The following is a 17843-nucleotide window of genomic DNA, read 5'->3' on the forward strand; positions in this document are numbered from 1 at the left end:
CACAGCCAAGGAGATCAGCATGGAATTCGTCTCGATCCGCATCATCACCAGCGACGTAGCGCGTCTCGTCGAGTTCTACGAGCGAGCCACAGGGGCGCGGGCGACGTGGGCCACCGAAGACTTCGCCGAACTCACCACCGCAGGCGCCACCCTCGCGATCGCCGGCACCCGCACCGTCCCGCTGTTCGCCCCGGGCTCAGCCCGCCCTGCCGACAACCACAGCGTGATCACAGAGTTCCTCGTCGACGACGTGGACCGCGTTCACCAGAACCTGACCGGCTTCGTCACCGACTTCGTCACCGAGCCCACCACGATGCCCTGGGGAAACCGGTCGCTGCTGTTCCGCGACCCCGACGGCAACCTCGTCAACTTCTTCACCCCCGTCACCCCAGCGGCCATCAAAAAGTTCGCACGCTGACGCCACCCACAGCCGCTCACGCGGGAGCCCTGAGATCGCCAGGGCTCCCGGTGAACGCGGCCGCCGAGTCCGTGAGCGCCACCGGCAGGGGGCACCGGAGGCAGGGGGCACCGGAACGCACCGCTGACCCCCGAAGGACGTCTGCTCCTGTGCCTGCGGATCGACGCCGGACGCCCGATCGCACACGTCGCTGCGGAAGCCGGGATACGGGCTGGAGGCCGTGCGGGCCCTGGCCGCGGCCGGCGCCCGGGTACCGCCCGTGCAGGTCCCCGTGGACGAGCGTCTCCGGCTGCTCCCGCCCCGCATTCCCTACGGTGGCGAGGGCGGCCTCCGGCACGGGGCGCGGGAGCGCGTGCGTCAGCTCGGCGGCGTCCTCGCGCAGCCCGTCCTCCCACTCCCCGGCGCGGTCGCTCAGCCGGGGCAGCCCGCCCGGCGCGGGCACGGCCGGCGGCCGCCGCCCGAGCCGCGCGGCGACGGCCACCACCTCGTCCCCGTCGGCCACCTCGGCTAGCGTCGCCGGCCCGGTGGGTCAGGACTGCTGCTTCTGCTGACCGGCCTGCTTGACGACCTTGTCCGTCACGTCGACGGTGTCCCCGGCGGCGGGCGCGTCCACGTCGACGTCGGTCCCGAAGTCGCTGAAGTCCATGACGACCTTGGCCTTGCCCTGGTTCGCCGACCCGGAGTCCTTGGCGCCGCCGGTGGGCTGCGCGGTCATCTCGATCTGCTGGCGCCGGGTCAGCCCCTTGCCGTCGATCCACAGGTCCATCGGCACGGTCTCCCCGAGCTGCTCGCGCAGCTTCTTCGCCTGCGCGGCGTCGCCCTTGGCGAGCTTGTCGATGTCGAGGCCGACCTTGTAGTGCGTCGTCTCGACGCCGCCCAGATTCTCCGTACCGACCTTCTTCACGTCCTTCTCGGACACCGCCTTGGAGTACGCGAAGGAGTCGGTCGGGTCGCTGACCTGGCTGTTCCCGGCGGCCCCCGAGGTGCGCAGCTTCTCGATGTCGATCCTCATCCAGCTCTTGCCCCCGGGCAGCCCGCCCTGCCCCTTCGGCGGCTTCTGGTAGATCACCTCATCCACGACCCGCTGCTCCAGCCGCTGCCCCGCCTGCTCCATGGTCAGCTTGCTCTCCCCGTCCTCGAAGTCCATGACCCCGGAGCCGGTGACGGTCCGGCTCTGCCCCTTGGCGCTGACCGAGGTCGTGATCTTCACCTTGGCGGACCCGGCCGCGGTGGTGTTCTTGTTGGCCGCCTGCACGACCTGCGAGGGCGACTTGCCGGCTGCGTCGGAGGGCTTTGCGGCGGTCCCGGACGGCTTCCCGGCCGCCCCGGAGTCGCCTTTGTCATCGGAGCCGCACCCGGCGAGCGCGGCAACGGCCAGCAATCCGGCCAGCCCGTACGCGGACGCCTTCGCTCCCCGGGACTTCACATTCGCCATCACGGCAACCTCCCCATATTGAAACCGTTACGTCGGGTATGCGCCCGGTGCCCGGGGGCCGGTTCCGCATGCGAAGCGGTGGGCGTTCTACGCCAGGCGTAGTAGTGGCGTGTCCATCAGGGGTGCTTGTCCGACGGACGGGCGCCGGCGCGTTGGTTCCACGAGGCGCTGGAGGGGAAGGCGGTACGCCGGACGGGGCGCTGGCCTAGGCTGCGGGGTGTGCCCGACCTCGGCCAGAACCCGACCGCCACCGGGCACCTCGCAGGTCGGGGGGCCTGTTCCCCGTACGCGAGGGGATGGCCCGGTGGGCATCCTCGTGATGGTCACCCTCGCCCTTTGCTCCCCGCACGAGCGGGGATGGTCCCCAGTTCACGGCTTCGAGGCGTGCCTCGCCGCTCTGTTCCCCATATGCGCGGGGGATGGTCCCGAGGTCGACGCGGTCCGCGCCCGCTACGGGCTCTCATCCCCGCACGCGCGGGGATGGTCCCCAGACCGGCTGGGCCTTTGAGGACCGCGTCGTCTGCTCCCCTCACCCGCAGGGGATGGTCCCTTCACGGGCCCGGGTCTGATGATCAAGCACTGCTGCTACCCGCGCGCGCGGGTATGGTCCCCGTTCGAGGGTGCCCTCCTCGATGGGCACGCACTGCTCCCCGCCTGCGCGGGGATCACCCGGAGTGGTGCCGCGCTATCCGCGCCCCGTCGCCCGCCCCAGGGAGGCGGTCCCCGCCCGCAGCCCCGACCCGTAGCCTGGCCGTCATGTCAGCCCACCCGGCCCCCCACCCCCACCCCCTCACCCTCCACCCTCTCGCCTTCACACCCGACGAGATCCACGACGTCGTCGCGCTCTACGCCGGCAACCCCGACTACTGGCGCGCGGCCGGCGATTACGACCCCGACGACATTCAGGCGGCCAAGGTTGAGGCCGACCTCCGCGAGGAGGCCGCCACGGAAGGGAGCGAGGTCCTGCTCGCGCGTGACGGGAGCGGGCGGCTCGCCGGGATCGTCTGTCTGCTCGACCGGCACCCCAAGGACGGGTTCCCCTGGATCGGGCTGCTGATGGTGGACGGCGGCTCCCGCCGTACGGGCGTGGGCCGGTGCCTGGCCGTGCTCGTCGAGGACCGGTTCCGAGCAGAGGGCCGCAGCGGGCTCCGGCTCGCCGTGCTGGAGAACAACCCCGGCGCCCTCGCCTTCTGGGGCGCCCTCGGCTGGCAGGAGACCGACCGCCGCAAGGACACCGCTCACGGCCGGCCGTGCATCGTCATGCACAAGCAGCTGGTCTGACGGAGGGGGCGGCGGCCCGGTCAGGGAACCAGGACCAGCCGTCCGCGTACACCACCCTCGGCCAGCAGTCGGTGCGCCCGCGCCGCCTCCTCCAGCGGCAACGTGTCCGCCACGCGCGTCGTGAGGCGTCCCGTGGCGGCCAGGGACGCGAGCCGCCTCAGGGCGCCCCCGTCGCCGGCCACCCACTGCTCGTGCACCTCGATGCCCCTCAGCGGTACGGGCGCCGCGCCTCCGACGACGGAGACGAAGCCGCCGTAGTTGCGGACGGCCCCGAGCGCGGGCAGCCCCAGCACGGCCGCATCCAGCGCGGCATCCACGCCACCGGGCACCAACTCCCGCACGGCAAGGCTGAGATCAGCCGTACGGGGCACGAACCACCGTGCCCCCGCCTTACGTACGAACGACTCGTCCCTCTCCGCCGCGACCCCCACCACGGCCACCCCGCTCAAGGCCGCCAGCTCCACCGCGTACCCGCCGACCGCCCCCGCCGCACCCGTGACCAGCAGTGAGGCGCCGGCCTCCAATTCAAGGAGATCCAGCGACTGTTGTGCGGTGAGGGCGTTGAGCGGAAGGGTGGCGGCTTCGACGGGGGAGAGCCCCTCAGGGGCGGGCGCGACGGCCCCGACGTCCAGCACGACGTACTCGGCATAGGCACCGAGCGAGACCTCCAGCCGGTCCTGGATGCCGATCACGGGGTCGCCCGGGGCGAACGTCGTGACTCCGGGCCCCACTGCGTCGATGCGCCCGGCAACGTCCCATCCGAGGCCGATGACCTCCCTGGGTTCCATCACCCCGGCCTCGATCAGGGCCCCGGAGCGGGTCGCCAGATCGACGGGGTTGACGGCGGCGGCCTCGACGCGGACGCGCACCTGTGACGAGGCGGGCACCGGGAGCGGTACCTCGATCACCTCAAGGGCATCCGGACCGCCGGGATCCCGTACCACGACAGCGCGCATGAGCGTCTCCTCGCGTTCGCCGGCCACATCGGTCTCCATGACCGATGCGCTCCGGTGTCGGCAACCCTATGGAGAGCTACTCTCCATAGGGAAGTAGGCACTTCGAGGTGCCCACCGCACGGAAAGGTGAGTCATGACGCAGCCCCGAACCGATGCCCGCGCCGCCTACGACGCCTACCTCGCGGAGTGCCCGGCCCGCCAACTCCTGGACCGGATAAGCAACAAGTGGGTCAGCCTGATCATCAACGCCCTGGCCGACGGCCCGCAGCGATACACGGACCTGGCGCGCACCCTGGTGAGCGTCAGCCAGAAGATGCTCACCCAGAGCCTCCGCGCCCTGGAACGCGACGGCCTCCTCACTCGGACGGTCACCCCGACGATGCCGGTCCGCGTCGACTACGCACTGACCCCGCTCGGCGAGAGCCTGGTCCCGGTGATGCGGACGATCAAGGCGTGGGCCGAGCGGAACATGGACGAGGTCCTGGAGGCGCGGTCGGAGTACGACGGGGCGCGGGCAGCGGCCGATCCGGTGTGAGGCCGTCTTTCGGGGGCGTACGAAAGACCCACCGGGTACGGCGCGGCGGGGTGGCGGAACAGGGGAAGATGGGTTCGTTGGCCTCGACTGCGTTGTATGACAACTGTATGAGCATTCAGGCCGCTATGCCGGACTGTGTGAAAGTGGTCAGAATCCGCACCCCCGCAAGCTAATGTCGCAGGTCGCGAAGCCTGCTCCCCGCACGCGCGGGGATGGTCCCAACGTCGACCGCGCCCGCACCGAGCGCCTGGTCTGCTCCCCGCACGCGCGGGGATGGTCCCGGGATCGGCACCGGTCTCGTCGAGAACCCGCACTGCTCCCCGCACGCGCGGGGATGGTCCCAGCACCCAGTCGCAGCTCGACTCGGCGACGACCTGCTCCCCGCACGCGCGGGGATGGTCCCCGGACCCGCGTTCTGGACGCGGTCCGCGACGGCTGCTCCCCGCACGCGCGGGGATGGTCCCCAGATCACGTCCGAGCAGGGAGACCCCTTCTGCTGCTCCCCGCACGCGCGGGGATGGTCCCCCGCTGTTGCACTGGAGCGAGCAGTCGTCGTACTGCTCCCCGTACGCGCGGGGATGGTCCCCTCCTCTTCGCGTCGGCCAGCTTCGCCTGGAGCTGCTCCCCGTACGCGCGGGGATGGTCCCCACTCTCGGGACAGGTCGGCGGACCAGTACAACTGCTCCCCGTACGCGCGGGGATGGTCCCATGACGCTGGAGACAGGCGACGCCGACGGCTCCTGCTCCCCGTACGCGCGGGGATGGTCCCCGGTCGGGCACCCTGTCCGTCTATGGAGCACGCTGCTCCCCGTACGCGCGGGGATGGTCCCCTGGTCCAGGCCGGGCCGGACGGTCTCTTCGTCTGCTCCCCGTACGCGCGGGGATGGTCCCGATGCTGACGGCAAGGAGATGATCGAGTACCTCTGCTCCCGTACGCGCGGGGATGGTCCCTGCAAAGGCGCGGAATTTTGCCCTCCGCGCGCCTGCTCCCCGCACGCGCGGGGATGCCCCAGTGCCCCATCCCTTGTCGGACGTGCCTGGCACGATGTCTGGCATGAGTCCCGGACCGGCGATGACGCAGAGCGCCCTCTCCGCGCGAGGCTTCCGCGGTTTCTTGCCGTTCCAGGAGCTTGTCGGCGCCAACGTTCCCACCGGCCAGGGGATTTACGTGGTGCTTCGCAGGCACGCCTCGCCTCCGTCGTTCCTTGCCGCCAGCCCTGCCGGGCGCTTCAAGGGCCGCGACCCGTCCGTGACCGCCGAGGAGCTCGCAAGCGCATGGGTGGACGGGGCTGCGGTCGTGTACGTAGGCAAGGCTGCAGGCCGGGGCGGACTGAAGCGGCGGCTTGCCACCTACCGCCGCCACGGTGCCGGTCTGCCGGCGGGCCACTGGGGCGGACGTTACATCTGGCAACTGGCCGATTCGGACGCCCTGCTCGTCGCCTGGTGGTCGATGCCGGAGGGGGATTCGGAAGCGGCCGAGCAGGACCTGATCGATGAGTTCAAGCAACTCCACGGAGGGGCACTGCCCTTCGCCAACCTCAGGAACAACACCCGGAAGGCTCAAGCGACCCCGCACACCGTATCGTTGAACACGTTCAACGCTTCGGGTGTGGTTCAGTAGCAGGAGGCATCCGTGGCAAGCAGGCACACCATACGGGCCGGGAACGCCGGGCTCTGCGGCCTCGTCCTGGCGGGCTGTGCCGGCCCGGCCCAGTACTACGGCGGCACCGGTGTGCACGACGCCACCACTGCCCAAGTCGCCGGGCGCTGGGCGAACGTCGAGGGCACCCGCGTCGAACTGCGCGGGGACGGGACGGCGGTGCTCAGGAAGCTGGACGGGCAGGACTTCGACTACGACGAGGGCCGGCGCCTCTCCGGGGCGGGGACCTGGCGACTGGCCGACACCGACGGCGGCCAGGTCGTCCGGCTCGCGTTGAAGACTGCCCGTGCTCGGAATCGGCATCGCCGCTGTGATCGTGCTCGTCACGGCCATCCGCCGCCGGGCCCACCGCAAGCGGCTGCTCGCGGAACGCCCGCGACTCGGGTGCGCAGCCCGGGCCGACACCCGCCCCTGCCCCTTTCCCGGCGCCGGCCGACGGCGAACGCCGCTCCGCGGTCTGAAGAACGAGACTCCACCACGGTCACGGCGACTCAGGGTCGCCGTGACCGCCCCAGTTGCCGCCTGCGCGGTGCAGAGCCGCAGGTCGCGCAGTCTGCTCACCGCACGCCCGGGGATGGCTGCCACCGGCTTCAGCTGTCCCCACCTCGGCCCGCCCCCGCCCGACTACCGTGGCCCGCATGACCCAAGTCCCCGCAGACTTCACCTCCGACCTGATCCGCGACCTCCTCCGCGACCAGCACCCCGACCTCGCCGGCCTCCCGCTGAGCCTCGGGGCGCGCGGCTGGGACAACCAGTTGTGGCGGCTGGGGGACGAGCTCGCCGTGCGGTTGCCGTGGGCGACGGAGTCCGCGGACGAGCTGCTGCTGAAGGAGCACGCCTGGGTGCCCGGGCTTGCCGCGGACCTTCCGTTGCCGGTCCCAGTGCCGCAGCGCCTCGGCGTGCCGTCCGAACGGTTTCCTCGGTCCTGGCTGGTCACCACCTGGGTGCCCGGCGAACCGGCCGACCGTGTTCCGGCGACGCGTGCCGAGGAGGCCGCCGACGCGTTGGCCGGGTTCCTCACGGCCCTGCACCGGCCGGCCCCCGCCGGAGCGCCGGCCGGCCGATGGCGGGGTGGGCCGCTGGCCCCGTACGCCGAACACTTCGAGCACTCCCTCGGACAGGTCACCGAGCGGGGCCTGGCACCTGACCCCGACGGCATCCGTGAGGTGTGGGCGGACGCGGTCGCCGCGCCCGACTGGGAGGGTCCCGCACTGTGGGTGCACGGGGACCTGCATGCCGCCAACGTGCTGACGGCCGACGGCACGTTCTGCGGGGTCATCGACTTCGGAGACCTCTTCGCGGGCGACCCGGCCTGCGACCTCTCCGCCGCCTGGGCGCTGCTGCCGGACGGCGCCGTCGACCGCTTCCACGCCGCCTACCGCCCGGCGCCGGACGTGGCGACTCTGCGCCGGGCCCGAGGCTGGGCGGTCCTGCGCGCGATGGGCGGCCTCCTCGTCGCGGACGACGGCGACCGGGGACTGCCCAACGGGAAGTCGACGTGGGGGCCGCCCGCGCGGAGGGCGCTGGAGCGGATGGTGGCGTCGGCAGGGCGGTGATCGTCCTGCTCGCGGCCGCCGGCGGCGTACGGTGACGGGCCCCGGGAACCACCGCCGCCGCACGCGTACCGGACGGCGGCGACCCTCGGAGTCGTACATCGGTCAGAGCGCCGTGACCGCCGACAGCCCACGGTGACCGGAATACCGGTCCGGCCCGTGGCGGCCGGGCTCAGCCCCCAGCACCGCCGCGATCGAGGATCGCTCCTGTTCAGGAGGGATCGACGGACGCGGCGAACTCCGCGAGCGCGGTGAAGTCGTCGTCCCGCAGGCCGATGCGCGGGTTGACGTGGTGGAGGAGCGCGGCGGCCGGGTGGTGGGCGCTGACGTACGCGTCGTCGGCCTCGCCCTGCTCATCGTCCACCCAGGCGAAGGGCCGGCCTCCGGCGTACGTGACCAGCGCTTCCGTCTTCCAGTGCACACCGTCGGGCCGCTCGCGGAACAACGCCTCACCGAATTCGACGAACGGCAGCGTCGGCAGACCGAGGACGGGGCCGATCCAACGGTTCGCGCTGTCCATCCAGGTGGTGGCCCAGCACAACTCGTAACCGAGCGCCAACAGGGCCGGTCCATGGCCCGGGTCAAGCCAGACCCGTAGAGGCTTCGAGTGGAGCCGGGGTGTCGCGGAGTCCATTCGCGGCACGCGGATCGTGGTGTAGCCCGCGGGGCGGCGTTCGGGCTGCGCGGCATACGGATTCAGGGGGCCGTCGACGTCCAGGAACAGCAAGGGCCTTGCCACGGTGCTCCCCTGGGGCGACGCAGAGTGTTGCCGGGAGCCTATCCCGTACAGCCGCCTCGGCGCGCCCGTAGCTCCTCTTGACCTCAAGTTTGGTCGAGGTCGCACCATCGGGTCATGAACCGCACGAGCACCGCCACCGACCCCCAGGACCACTTCGAGGTCACCGCCCTCATCACCGCCCTCATCAGCGGCTTCTTCCGCGCGCTGGACGAGCGGAGGTTCGACGAGGGCTGGGCAGACGCCTACTTCACCGACGACCTGCGGGCGACGACACCGCTGGGCGTGGCCGAAGGTGCCGAGGCGGTACGGCACATGGAAGAGGCCGTCGGCCGATTCGCCGCCACCCTGCACCTCTCCTCCGACGTCCTCGTCCGCGCCGAGCCGGGAGCCCGGACGGCCGACGTCTCCTGGAACGCCCACATGACCCACGTACACCGCGACTCCACCCTCCGCACGCGCGGCGAGGGTGCCGAACCGCTCTTCACGGTGGGCGGGGTGTACGAGGCCCGGCTCCGGCGCACCGACAGCGGCTGGCGTATCAGCCGCATGGCGGTGCGGGCGGTCTGGACGACGGGACAGCCGCCGGTACTGCCGGTCAGTACGGCCGCGCGAGTACGGGAGTTGACGGGGGCGAAGGCGCCGGTCGGCCCGGTCTGAGGCGCTCAGGTCACCGGCAGACGGGTGACCGCGATGTTGAGCCGCATGCCGGAGGGGACACGCCCGTCGGTGTCCTGGAGAGCCGGGGCGGCGGCAAGGAACTCGGCACGCAGGCGCGCCGTCTCCTCCTCGTCGAGCGCCACCATGTCGTAGAGGCCCCCGGCGTTGGAGGCCCAGACCTCCTCGGGGGTGCCACCCATGTCGAGCACGACGGTGTCCCAGCTCACCGGCGCGAACCCGGCCGGGCCGAGCAGTTCGTCCAGGGTTTCACGCTTGCGAACCTTGGGATTGCCGAGCCGCGGCAGGGAGCGCTCGGGCGGCGCCGCCTTGAAGTAGGGCCGGGCGAGGTCCAGGAACAGGCTCAGCGCCTCACCCTCGACCGGCCCGCCCCCCACCGCGACGGCGAACCGCCCGCCGGGCACCAGCACCCGGGCCGCCTCCGCCGCCACCCGGTCCACGTCGTGCATCAGCATCAGCGCCATGTGCGACACCACGGCGTCGAAGGAGCCGTCGGCGAACGGCAGCTCCTGCGCCCGCCCCTGCCGCAGGTCCGCGCCGCGCAGGGCGGGGCGCGCGCGGGCCAGCTCCAGCTCCTGGTCCGAGAGGTCGATCCCGGCCAACTCCTCGGCTCCGGCGGCCCCCAGCACCTCCAGCAGCGCCCCGTCCGCGCACCCCAGATCGAGCACCCGACGCGCTCCGGCGACCTGTGCGGCGAGGACCTGGTAGCCCGTACGACCGTCGGCGAGCGGGGCGCCCTGCACGCCTACCGACTGCTGCCCGGGACCGTTGTTGTGGAAGTTCCGCAGGAACGCCTCGGCGGCGACGGCGGTGGAGCTGGGCGACGCGGGTGTCGTAGTCATCTGCGGCACCCTACAGACGGCCCCCGGCGGCGCGCGCCTCGACCGGCGGACCTGTCCGCTCTGCGGCGCGCCGGGGCGTTGGTCCCGGACACGCCTGACAGGTTCGGCATTGTGACCGCTGCGGTGGGCCGGTTACGGGGGCAACTGGGCGCGCTGGGCCCGGCGTTCCGGTGTGCGCCTCAGGGCAGGCGGTACGTGACCGCGACGCGGGTGGGAAGCCGGAGCGATTCGGTGTCGACCGGCGAGCACTCGACCATGACGCTGGCGTGGGACCCGTTGGCACTCGTGGCGTCGTAGACCCAGACGGGGCCGCGCAAGGGGGAGCCGCACAAACCGTCGGGCAGCGCGACCTCGTCGCCGGCCTCCGCCTTGGTGCCGTACTTGTCGTCGAACAGGGGCGCGTCCTCCGGGAGGACACCGGCGCGGTGGAGGTAGTCCAGTACCTCGCCGCTGACGAAGGTGACCTCGGCTTTGCCGTTCCGGGTGTAGTAGTGGACGTCGGAGGCCCCGGTGGGTATCGGCGCACCTCCGGCGGATATCGACTGCGGGAGCTTCGTGTCGCTGCCGTCGCAGGCCCGGTCGTCCCCGAAGGGCTGCGACAGGTGGCTCTGGAACAGCCAGAAGAGGCCGCCCGCCCCTGCGGCCAGAACGGCCACCACAACAGCCAGGCAGGAGCGCCGCCGCCGCTCCGGTCTGGAAGCTTCCGCCTCACCGTCCCGCCCGGCGTCTTGCCCCGCCTCGTGTGACGTGGCGCCGTCCCCGGCTTCCCTCGCATCGGGCATGCGCTTCTCTCCTTCGGACGTGTCCGGACGCGGAGGCCGCAGTCTAGGGGGCTGTACGGGGCGCGGCGCGGGGCGTCCATTTCACGGTCGGCGGCAACCGATCGAGGCGCGTTTGACCGCGTACGCGCACAGGCGGGTGCCGTAGAGGTCCAGCGCGTCATCGGGGTCGGCGGCGTAGTGGGCGGCGACCTCCTCCCAGCGGTCCCAGCTGTAGAGGCGGGCGTGGCGGCGGTCGTCGTCGGTGCGTCGGTCCACAGCGAACTCCGTTGCTGCACGGCGCTGTTGGAGCCATGCCTGCCATGTGGGGTTGCTGGTGGGGTCGGCGTTGTGGTCGGCGGTCTGTGGGCGGGCGGTCTGCGAGTGGGCGTATGCCGACAGGTCGTCGTACGGAGAGGCTGACGCCCGGTCGCGGAGGCGCGCGGTGATGTATGCGGCGGGGGCGGCGGGGCGCCAGGTGAGCCACCACGAGGTCAACTCGGCGGCCACATCATGGGTGCTGAGCCCTTCGTCGATCAACGGCCGCAGGGCATGGGCGAGTCGGCGCAGCCCTTCGCCCTGCGTCCACGGGACGAGCGGGCGGACGCGGGCGGCGATCCGGATGTCGGCGGCGACCTGCATCGGACTCCGTGGTGCCGAACTGTTTGCCCGGGCGGTGGTCCGCGTTCTCGCGCGCCTGCGGGGGGTGTCTTTCAACCTCCCCCTCATCTCAACTGCGCCTGTACGGGATCGGGCGTCGAGAGATTGGGGCTCACGCCCACGGCAACCCGGCTCCGCCACCCGTGCGTTGCCCGCAGCCGGCACCGGCACCCCGACCACGCGTGCCCTGAACCCCCGGCCGCCGACGCGGTGGCCGTGTGCCCGGTCGTAGGCGTACGGGATGGTGGCCACGTAGACGGTCGCCGTACCCGCGTACGCCCGCCCGGGCAGCCGGAGATTGCGCCGCGATCCGTGGCGCGCCCAGGCGAGGCACCCCAGCTCCCTGAGGTAGGCGACGTGCCGTTTGACCGTCGCCCTGGACAGCGCGCAGCGGGTGGCCGTTCCGTCGAGGTCGTACAGGACGGTCCCCTCGATGTAGTCCATCCGTCGCGCCAGGTCCCGCGCCACGCGTAAGGTCGCCTCGCCCGCCTTCGGATGGAGCCGAGCCTCCTCCACCAGCCACACCACGGCCCGCAGCCAGGCCCGGGGCTGAGCGTGACGTGCGGCGGTCGTCGAGACCTCCTGTATCGAGGCGGGAACGGGCTGCCAGTGGGGATCGGGGCACGGGCGAGAGACGCGGCTCAGGGCCGCGCCGGGGATACGACGCATCACAGTCCAGGGGTGGGAACGGGGCATGCCGCGGCGGGGCGCGGGGCGTAGACGCCTTCGACACCAGAATGATCCCATGGTAGGGGCAAACGTGTGGCGACTTACGAAGACGCGACAGCGAACAGGCAGCAGCCCGCCGCCTCCCCGATATCGTTGCCTCACGACACGGGCGAAGGAGAGACATGGGCACCCCACCCGAGCGACTTCTCGACACCGGGGGAGTCGCGGAAGCCGCGGGGATCACGGCCGCCACGGTCCGTCTGTATCTCAAGCGCACGCGCAAGCGCGTGGCCGGTGGCCTTGGTGTGCGGCCGGCCGACTTTCCGCTTCCCGACGATCAGTTCGGGCGTTCCCCCGCCTGGCGGGAGGGCACCATCAGGGCGTGGCTCGCTGTCCGGCCGGGGCGCGGGCGCCCGACTCCGAGCGCGTAGGCGATCCGCGTAGCGCCTGTGGCCCGCCCCTGGTGCATGCCGCCTTCAAGGCGGCCCGGGCAGGGGCTCAGCCCAGTTCGTGGGCGCGGACCGACCTGACGAAGTAGGCCCAAGTCTCCGCGCTCACCCGGAACTGCCCCTGGAGGGGCTGCTTGCTGTCGCGCACGGCGGTGCCGTCACCGATGAACGCGGCCTCGACGCATTCCGTCTCGTTCCCTCCGCTGTACGACGACGTGAACCACGCAGGCTCCGGGACTTCAGCATTCATCGGTCTCATTCTTTCAGGTCCTCCTTGGCACGGCTGATCAGCGCACGTGAAGCTTCGATGTCCAAGGCTTCTGCACGCAAGTATTCGAACGCAAGCCTGTAGCGATCAAGTTCCTCCTCCTTCTCCATGAAGACGGATCCGACGTGGAGGTCGACGTACACGACGTCGAGCGACGGCTCTGCACCGCCGAGGACGACGAAACTGCCGAGCGCAGCACAGTGCGCGCCACGTGAGAAGGGAAGGACCTGCAGCGTTACGTTTCCGGAGTTGCATTTGGCGAGCAGGTGGTCGAGCTGCTCGCGCATGATGACCGGAGACCCCACAACCCGGCGCAGAACCGACTCATCGAGGATGGCCCAGAGGTGTGGGGCCGTCGGGCGTTCGAGGATCTCCTGTCGACGCATGCGGATGTCTACCAGGCGCTCGATCTCGTCCGGAGACCGGCGCATTTCGTTAGCCTGCTGGAGCGCGGTGGTGTACTGCCGGGTCTGCAGCAGGCCGGGAACGTAGACGCAGGAGAAGTGGTCTTCGCGCACCGCTTCGTCTTCGAGGGTGAGCATGAGGTTCATCGTCTCGGGGATGTGGTCGGCGAACGAGCTCCACCAGCCCTGTTGTCTGGAGTCCTTCGCCAGCGCCACGATGGCTCCCCGCTCGGGTTCCTTTGCTCCGTACTCGCGGCACAGCGCGTCGATCACGAGCCACTTGACCGGCCCCTCAGTCGTCTCATACCGGCTGATGGTGGCCTTGGATACGCCGACGAGCTCGCCCGCCTCTTCCAGCGTCAGCCCCGCGCGGGCACGCAGCTTCCGCATGGTGGCTCCGAGGTGCCGACGACGGGTGGTGGCCCTGGCTGACATGGGAGAGCTCCTTTCATCTGCCGACGGACCGCGCCGACGGCGTCAACGAGGCTACGTGCGACGGGATTTGCGTCGAAGTGGATTCACTCCAACGAGGGCTGTGAGAAGTTACACAATGAGAAGTCGCGCTGTCATACTCGTGCCCGTGGCGACCATGCGTTGCTGCATACGCACTCTGGGTGTGCGTCTGGGTGGTCAGGAGGGAGAGCGCATGTCAGGGCAGGACAACAGTTCCCGGTCTCGGAGCGTGCTGCAGTTTGAGGCCGTGCCGACGGCTGTCGGAGATCTTCGGAGTGCGGTGAGGGAGCAGCTTGACTGCTGGGGTTTGCCGGCCGTCGCCGCCGAGGCCGAACTAGCCGTTAGTGAGCTGGCCACCAATGTGATCAGGCATGTGGGGAGTGGGTCCGCTGCCACCCTGGTGCTTGAGGCCGCTGGGGACCGGTTGCGAATTGAACTCCACGACAAAAGCTTTCAGGTCCCGGTGTTCAGGTCGGCGGCCTGCGACGCCGAGTGCGGCCGGGGGCTTCGTCTGCTCGCCGGCATGGCGGTCGACTGGGGAACCCTGCTGACGGCCACGGGCAAAGCCGTGTGGTGTGAGCTGCCAGCTGTTCCGGAACTGCGCTGCCGCAAGGTGCTCAGGGCGGAATCGGCTTTGGCGGAGTACTGGCGTGACGCCGGAGCGCAGCCGCTGCTGGATCGCCACACCGGCCGGGTCCTGGAAGAGTCAGCTACCGGCCTGATCGCGGACCTACTGCACTGGGTGGCTGCCCGGGGAGGTGATCCGGACGGCCTGTTGGACAGAGCGCAGATGCATTACGAGGCAGAGGCTGCTCCGCGGTACGTGGCGGAGGCGGTGTAGGGCTGGCCCCTCCGTCTGCGAGGTCACCTGGGGGACCGCGTGGCGGCAGCCAGTATGAACATGACGTCCTTGTGCCGGCCGGCGTCATCCAGTGCCGCCGCGATGTTCAAGACGGCCTGCCTGTCTGTTCGTTCGGCAACATTGATCAGTATTGCCTCGGCGGCCTCGTCCAGGCCAGCGGTACGGCATGAGCCGACGGCCTGGACGATGTCCGGGGCGGAGTAGGAGGCACCGGCCTGCCAAAGCAGGAAGCCAGCGTCGTGTTTCCGGCCGTCGGCGAGGTACCCGGCCACTACTTCAGTCTCCGGCCAGGTGAGCTCAGCGGCGTCTGTGGTGCGCCGGTCCCCCTCCGCGAGGGGGACCGGCGCACCGCCGCGTTTCTGGGGCAAGGCGATCTCGCGCCGCCGGGCCCGGCGGCGGAGCCGTCGCGCGCGTGCCAGCTCAGGATTCGCGACGGCAGGCGAAGCCGGCTGCTGCTCATGCTGCTCCGGTGCCGCCGGATAGCCGACAGTGCAGCACTCGCAGTGCTTCTTCTTGGCGTGGGTACGGAGTTCCAGAAGCGCGTCCAGCGTGTGGGGCAGCGCCCCGTACCCAGATGCGGAGGCGTCCCTTTCCACCACGGCGTAGAAGTCTCGCAGGAGCGTTTCCTCGGGGATGCGTCCTGCGTTGAGGTGGTTTGAGAGGGTCGTTGGCTCCTGATGGGCGTCCCTCGCGATGTCTGCCTGCCTGCGTGGACTGCATTGCCGGACGTCACGCAACGCCGTCACCAGAGACCGGTGGGCGGCGGTGATGTCAGACGGCAGCTCTTTCCAGGTTCTGCGATGGGGAGTCACGCACGCCTTCCGTTCATTTTGTGGTGTCAGACGGATATCAATTCTGGCGGATACGGCAGTTCTCTGGGAGTGCGCAGATGTTTTCCAAAGGGCCTCGAAAGCTTGCAGAGCCTGGCGTGATGGGCCGTCAAGCCTTCAGAGTGATGGTGTTGCGAACGGGGCCAGCTGTCTGGCACCCGGAACTTGCTGTGCACCTGACATAAGAGGGGGCATCTGGATGACTCTGCCGTCGTGGCAGGACGAGAAGCTCGGAACGATGAGGCGTGCCGCGCTCTGGCTGCTGACCGTTGTGGGTGAGGGCGAAGTCTTCACCAAGGAGCAGATCAAGAACGCTTTCCCCGGCAAGAGCCAGGCGGACCGCCGCGTCCGTGAACTGCGCGCCTACGGCTGGAAGATCGACACGCACCGGGAAGACGCCCGGCTGGGGCAGCATGAACAGCGGTTCGTCGCGCAGGGGCAGCCGGTCTGGGAGTCGGGCAAGACCACCAAGGGCACCTCGGCCCTCACGGACACCCAGCGCCGGAGGGTTCTGACCCGTGACGGCAACCGCTGCCGGTCGTGCGGAATCACTCCCGGCCAGCAGTACGCCGATACGTTTGAGACCGCCCAGATCGACATCGCCCGGCGGAAGGTGAAGCTGCCCAACGGCACGTCGACGGTGCAGGCCGTCGCGGAATGTAATCGCTGCCGTGTGGGGGGACGTTCTCTGGAGGCCGACCTGAGCGTCGTACTGGAGGACGTCTCCAAGCTTGGGGGGCTCCACCTGCAGACGCTCACGGGCTGGGTCGCCGCTGACGAGCGCGAGTTCAGCGTCGTGGAACGCATCTGGGCCGACTTCCGTACGCTGCCGGCGGACTCCCGCGACGAGGTCCGCAAGGTCCTCGGGCTCCCGCCCGCCTGAGACCCGCTCTCAGCTCATGGCGGGGCCGCTAGCCTCGGCGGCCCCGCCATGAGCTGAGATGAACCTTTGAGTAAGAGGAGAACGGACCATGACCAACAACCCCGGGAACTTTGGCCTGCCGCCGCATGCCGACAAGAACAAGGGACTCGTTGAGCAGCGTCTCCAGGACGTAGCCGCCGGCAGTGGGCTGCAGGAGACTCTGACCATCGAGTGGCGCACGAAGCCGCAGGTGGTGCAGGTTATCGATATGCCGGTGGATGCGCTCTACTACAACCCCGGAACGCACCGTATCCGGGCGCAGCGCAGCTACGACCCGCAGCTGGACCGCCGGCTGGACGAAGACGCGTGGAGCGAGGAGAGCCAGGATTACCTCGACTTCCTCCTCAAAGCTGAGCCGTCTGACCCGTCGAAGCGGGACAAGGACTTTGATGCGCTGAAGCAGAGCCTTGAAGATTTCCGGCAGAACGAACCGGGGCTGATTACCCGCGAAGGCATTCTGGTCAACGGCAACACCAGGGCCGCTGCGCTCCGCGAGCTTGGCGTGGCCGAGATCCGGGTGGCTGTCCTGCCTGACTCCTGCACCTGGGCCGACATCAACCGTGTCGAGCTCTCTCTGCAGCTGCGCCATGACACCCGTCGGCCCTACTCGTACATCAACCGGCTGCTCACGATCGACGAGCAGGTTGAGGCCGGCCGTCCGCTGAAGGAGGTCGCGCGTGACTTCCGTATCCGGGAGTCGACGGCTGAGCAGGACCTGTGGGTCCTGTCCTGCCTCCGAGACCTGAGCGACAGGTCAGCGGCTGAGGGAGTGCGGCTTCGTCTGCTCGATTTCGAGGACGCGCAGGAGCGGCTCCGCGAGGTGCACCGTGCTTACGCCAAGGAGTCCAAGTCCGATGTGCAGAAGGCGGAACTGCTGAAGGAGAACCGTCTCGCGGCCATCGTGATGAACTTCTCCAAGACCGACCTTCGCCTCATCGAAGCGGACTTTCGTAACCGGTACCTGGAGCAGCGGCTGCCGACAGAGCTGAAGCCTGCTCCCGCAGCAGCCTCTGGGCGCGTGATTCCCGGGATCAACCGCGCGGTCAAGGCTGAAGCGCCCCAGGTCGCTGCGGCCCGTGCCTTTACTGACTCGGTACTCCGGGCGAAGGCTGTGGTCAGGTCACAGGCAAAGGTGCCCCCGGCTCAGGTGGAAGCGGCGTCTTCCGTCTTTGAAGCTGCGCACAGGGCGGTTGAGGACGCGCTTGAACCCGCTGGAAAGGACGCCCGGGTCCGCAAGCGGAAGCAGGCTGCCCCCGACCGTCTCAACGACGCCTGCCAGGACATCGAACAGTGCATCACCGACATGGTGCTGGCCAGCGGGGCCCGCAGTCTCGATGAGGAGGCGCTGGACGAGGCCGTGCTCAAGCTGAAGGCCACGCTGAAGAAGCTGGCCCAGGCCACGGCTCAGACCATCGAGGTGCCCGGTGAGGGTGTCGAGTGGCTGCGTGAGGCTGTAAAGCGGGATCCCTCGTGA

At 70.1% G+C, this 17843-nt stretch carries 18 protein-coding genes and 1 pseudogene; 9 read left to right on the plus strand and 10 right to left on the minus strand.

The features are described from left to right. Positions 1-19 precede the first annotated feature (19 nt). Positions 20-418, plus strand: coding sequence for a VOC family protein (locus BLW14_RS20450; protein WP_093710795.1), 399 nt, complete (start codon positions 20-22; stop codon positions 416-418). Between the two features lie 253 nt (positions 419-671). On the opposite strand, the pseudogene BLW14_RS35225 reads toward BLW14_RS20450, so the two are convergent. Together BLW14_RS35225 and BLW14_RS20460 are read right to left on the minus strand one after the other, a co-directional pair. Further along, positions 672-938, minus strand: a pseudogene (locus tag BLW14_RS35225) (kinase); the annotation flags it as partial. A gap of 9 nt (positions 939-947) precedes the next feature. Continuing rightward, entirely contained in the window at positions 948-1853 is a 906-nt protein-coding gene (locus BLW14_RS20460) for an SCO4651 family lipoprotein (protein WP_093708672.1), read from the minus strand. 756 nt (positions 1854-2609) lie between these two features. Here BLW14_RS20460 and BLW14_RS20465 point away from each other — a divergent pair. Further along, positions 2610-3134: a GNAT family N-acetyltransferase gene (locus tag BLW14_RS20465; protein ID WP_093708673.1), complete on the plus strand. Its 525-nt coding sequence runs from the start codon at positions 2610-2612 to the stop codon at positions 3132-3134. Between the two features lie 20 nt (positions 3135-3154). On the opposite strand, the gene BLW14_RS20470 is transcribed toward BLW14_RS20465, so the two are convergent. Further along, positions 3155-4129 carry an NADP-dependent oxidoreductase gene (locus BLW14_RS20470; RefSeq protein ID WP_093708674.1) on the minus strand — a complete coding sequence of 325 codons (975 nt, stop codon included), beginning with the start codon at positions 4127-4129 and terminating at the stop codon, positions 3155-3157. 94 nt (positions 4130-4223) lie between these two features. Here BLW14_RS20470 and BLW14_RS20475 point away from each other — a divergent pair, with 94 nt between their 5' ends. The 3 genes from BLW14_RS20475 to BLW14_RS20490 all read left to right on the plus strand — a co-directional run bounded on the left by BLW14_RS20475 (position 4224) and on the right by BLW14_RS20490 (position 7841). After that, entirely contained in the window at positions 4224-4625 is a 402-nt protein-coding gene (locus BLW14_RS20475; protein ID WP_093708675.1) for a winged helix-turn-helix transcriptional regulator, read from the plus strand. 1054 nt (positions 4626-5679) lie between these two features. Next, the gene (locus BLW14_RS20480) at positions 5680-6246 is read left to right on the plus strand and encodes a hypothetical protein (RefSeq protein ID WP_256332847.1); all 567 of its coding nucleotides are present in this window, start codon (positions 5680-5682) and stop codon (positions 6244-6246) included. A gap of 677 nt (positions 6247-6923) precedes the next feature. Then, entirely contained in the window at positions 6924-7841 is a 918-nt protein-coding gene (locus BLW14_RS20490) for an aminoglycoside phosphotransferase family protein (RefSeq protein ID WP_093710796.1), read from the plus strand. A 208-nt stretch (positions 7842-8049) separates the two neighbouring features. On the opposite strand, the gene BLW14_RS20495 is transcribed toward BLW14_RS20490, so the two are convergent. Further along, entirely contained in the window at positions 8050-8577 is a 528-nt protein-coding gene (locus tag BLW14_RS20495; RefSeq protein ID WP_093708676.1) for a hypothetical protein, read from the minus strand. A 114-nt stretch (positions 8578-8691) separates the two neighbouring features. On the opposite strand from BLW14_RS20495, the gene BLW14_RS20500 reads away from it, so the two are divergent. Further along, positions 8692-9234: a nuclear transport factor 2 family protein gene (locus BLW14_RS20500; RefSeq protein WP_093708677.1), complete on the plus strand. Its 543-nt coding sequence runs from the start codon at positions 8692-8694 to the stop codon at positions 9232-9234. Between the two features lie 5 nt (positions 9235-9239). On the opposite strand, the gene BLW14_RS20505 is transcribed toward BLW14_RS20500, so the two are convergent. The 5 genes from BLW14_RS20505 to BLW14_RS20530 form a co-directional block, all read right to left on the minus strand. After that, positions 9240-10094 (minus strand): class I SAM-dependent methyltransferase, encoded by an 855-nt coding sequence (locus BLW14_RS20505; protein ID WP_093708678.1) that lies wholly within the window; start codon positions 10092-10094, stop codon positions 9240-9242. Positions 10095-10273: 179 nt separating this feature from the next. Beyond that, positions 10274-10876, minus strand: a complete 603-nt coding sequence (locus tag BLW14_RS20510) for a hypothetical protein (RefSeq protein ID WP_093708679.1) — start codon at positions 10874-10876, stop codon at positions 10274-10276. Positions 10877-10957: 81 nt separating this feature from the next. After that, positions 10958-11494: a hypothetical protein gene (locus tag BLW14_RS20515; RefSeq protein WP_093708680.1), complete on the minus strand. Its 537-nt coding sequence runs from the start codon at positions 11492-11494 to the stop codon at positions 10958-10960. A gap of 1185 nt (positions 11495-12679) precedes the next feature. Continuing rightward, the gene (locus tag BLW14_RS20525) at positions 12680-12880 is read right to left on the minus strand and encodes a DUF397 domain-containing protein (protein ID WP_218137686.1); all 201 of its coding nucleotides are present in this window, start codon (positions 12878-12880) and stop codon (positions 12680-12682) included. Between the two features lie 5 nt (positions 12881-12885). Continuing rightward, positions 12886-13737 carry a helix-turn-helix domain-containing protein gene (locus tag BLW14_RS20530; protein WP_093708683.1) on the minus strand — a complete coding sequence of 284 codons (852 nt, stop codon included), beginning with the start codon at positions 13735-13737 and terminating at the stop codon, positions 12886-12888. A gap of 211 nt (positions 13738-13948) precedes the next feature. On the opposite strand from BLW14_RS20530, the gene BLW14_RS20535 reads away from it, so the two are divergent. Then, positions 13949-14596, plus strand: coding sequence for an ATP-binding protein (locus BLW14_RS20535; protein WP_093708684.1), 648 nt, complete (start codon positions 13949-13951; stop codon positions 14594-14596). Between the two features lie 23 nt (positions 14597-14619). On the opposite strand, the gene BLW14_RS20540 is transcribed toward BLW14_RS20535, so the two are convergent. Beyond that, positions 14620-15429 (minus strand): hypothetical protein, encoded by an 810-nt coding sequence (locus tag BLW14_RS20540; protein ID WP_093708685.1) that lies wholly within the window; start codon positions 15427-15429, stop codon positions 14620-14622. Positions 15430-15646: 217 nt separating this feature from the next. Here BLW14_RS20540 and BLW14_RS20545 point away from each other — a divergent pair, with 217 nt between their 5' ends. Continuing rightward, positions 15647-16330, plus strand: coding sequence for a hypothetical protein (locus tag BLW14_RS20545; RefSeq protein WP_093708686.1), 684 nt, complete (start codon positions 15647-15649; stop codon positions 16328-16330). 88 nt (positions 16331-16418) lie between these two features. Next, a complete protein-coding gene (locus tag BLW14_RS20550) occupies positions 16419-17843 on the plus strand; it encodes a ParB N-terminal domain-containing protein (RefSeq protein WP_093708687.1) in 1425 nt (474 codons plus the stop codon).

Origin of the sequence: Streptomyces sp. 2131.1, assembly GCF_900105515.1 — a bacterium.
Lineage (GTDB): Bacteria > Actinomycetota > Actinomycetes > Streptomycetales > Streptomycetaceae > Streptomyces > Streptomyces drozdowiczii.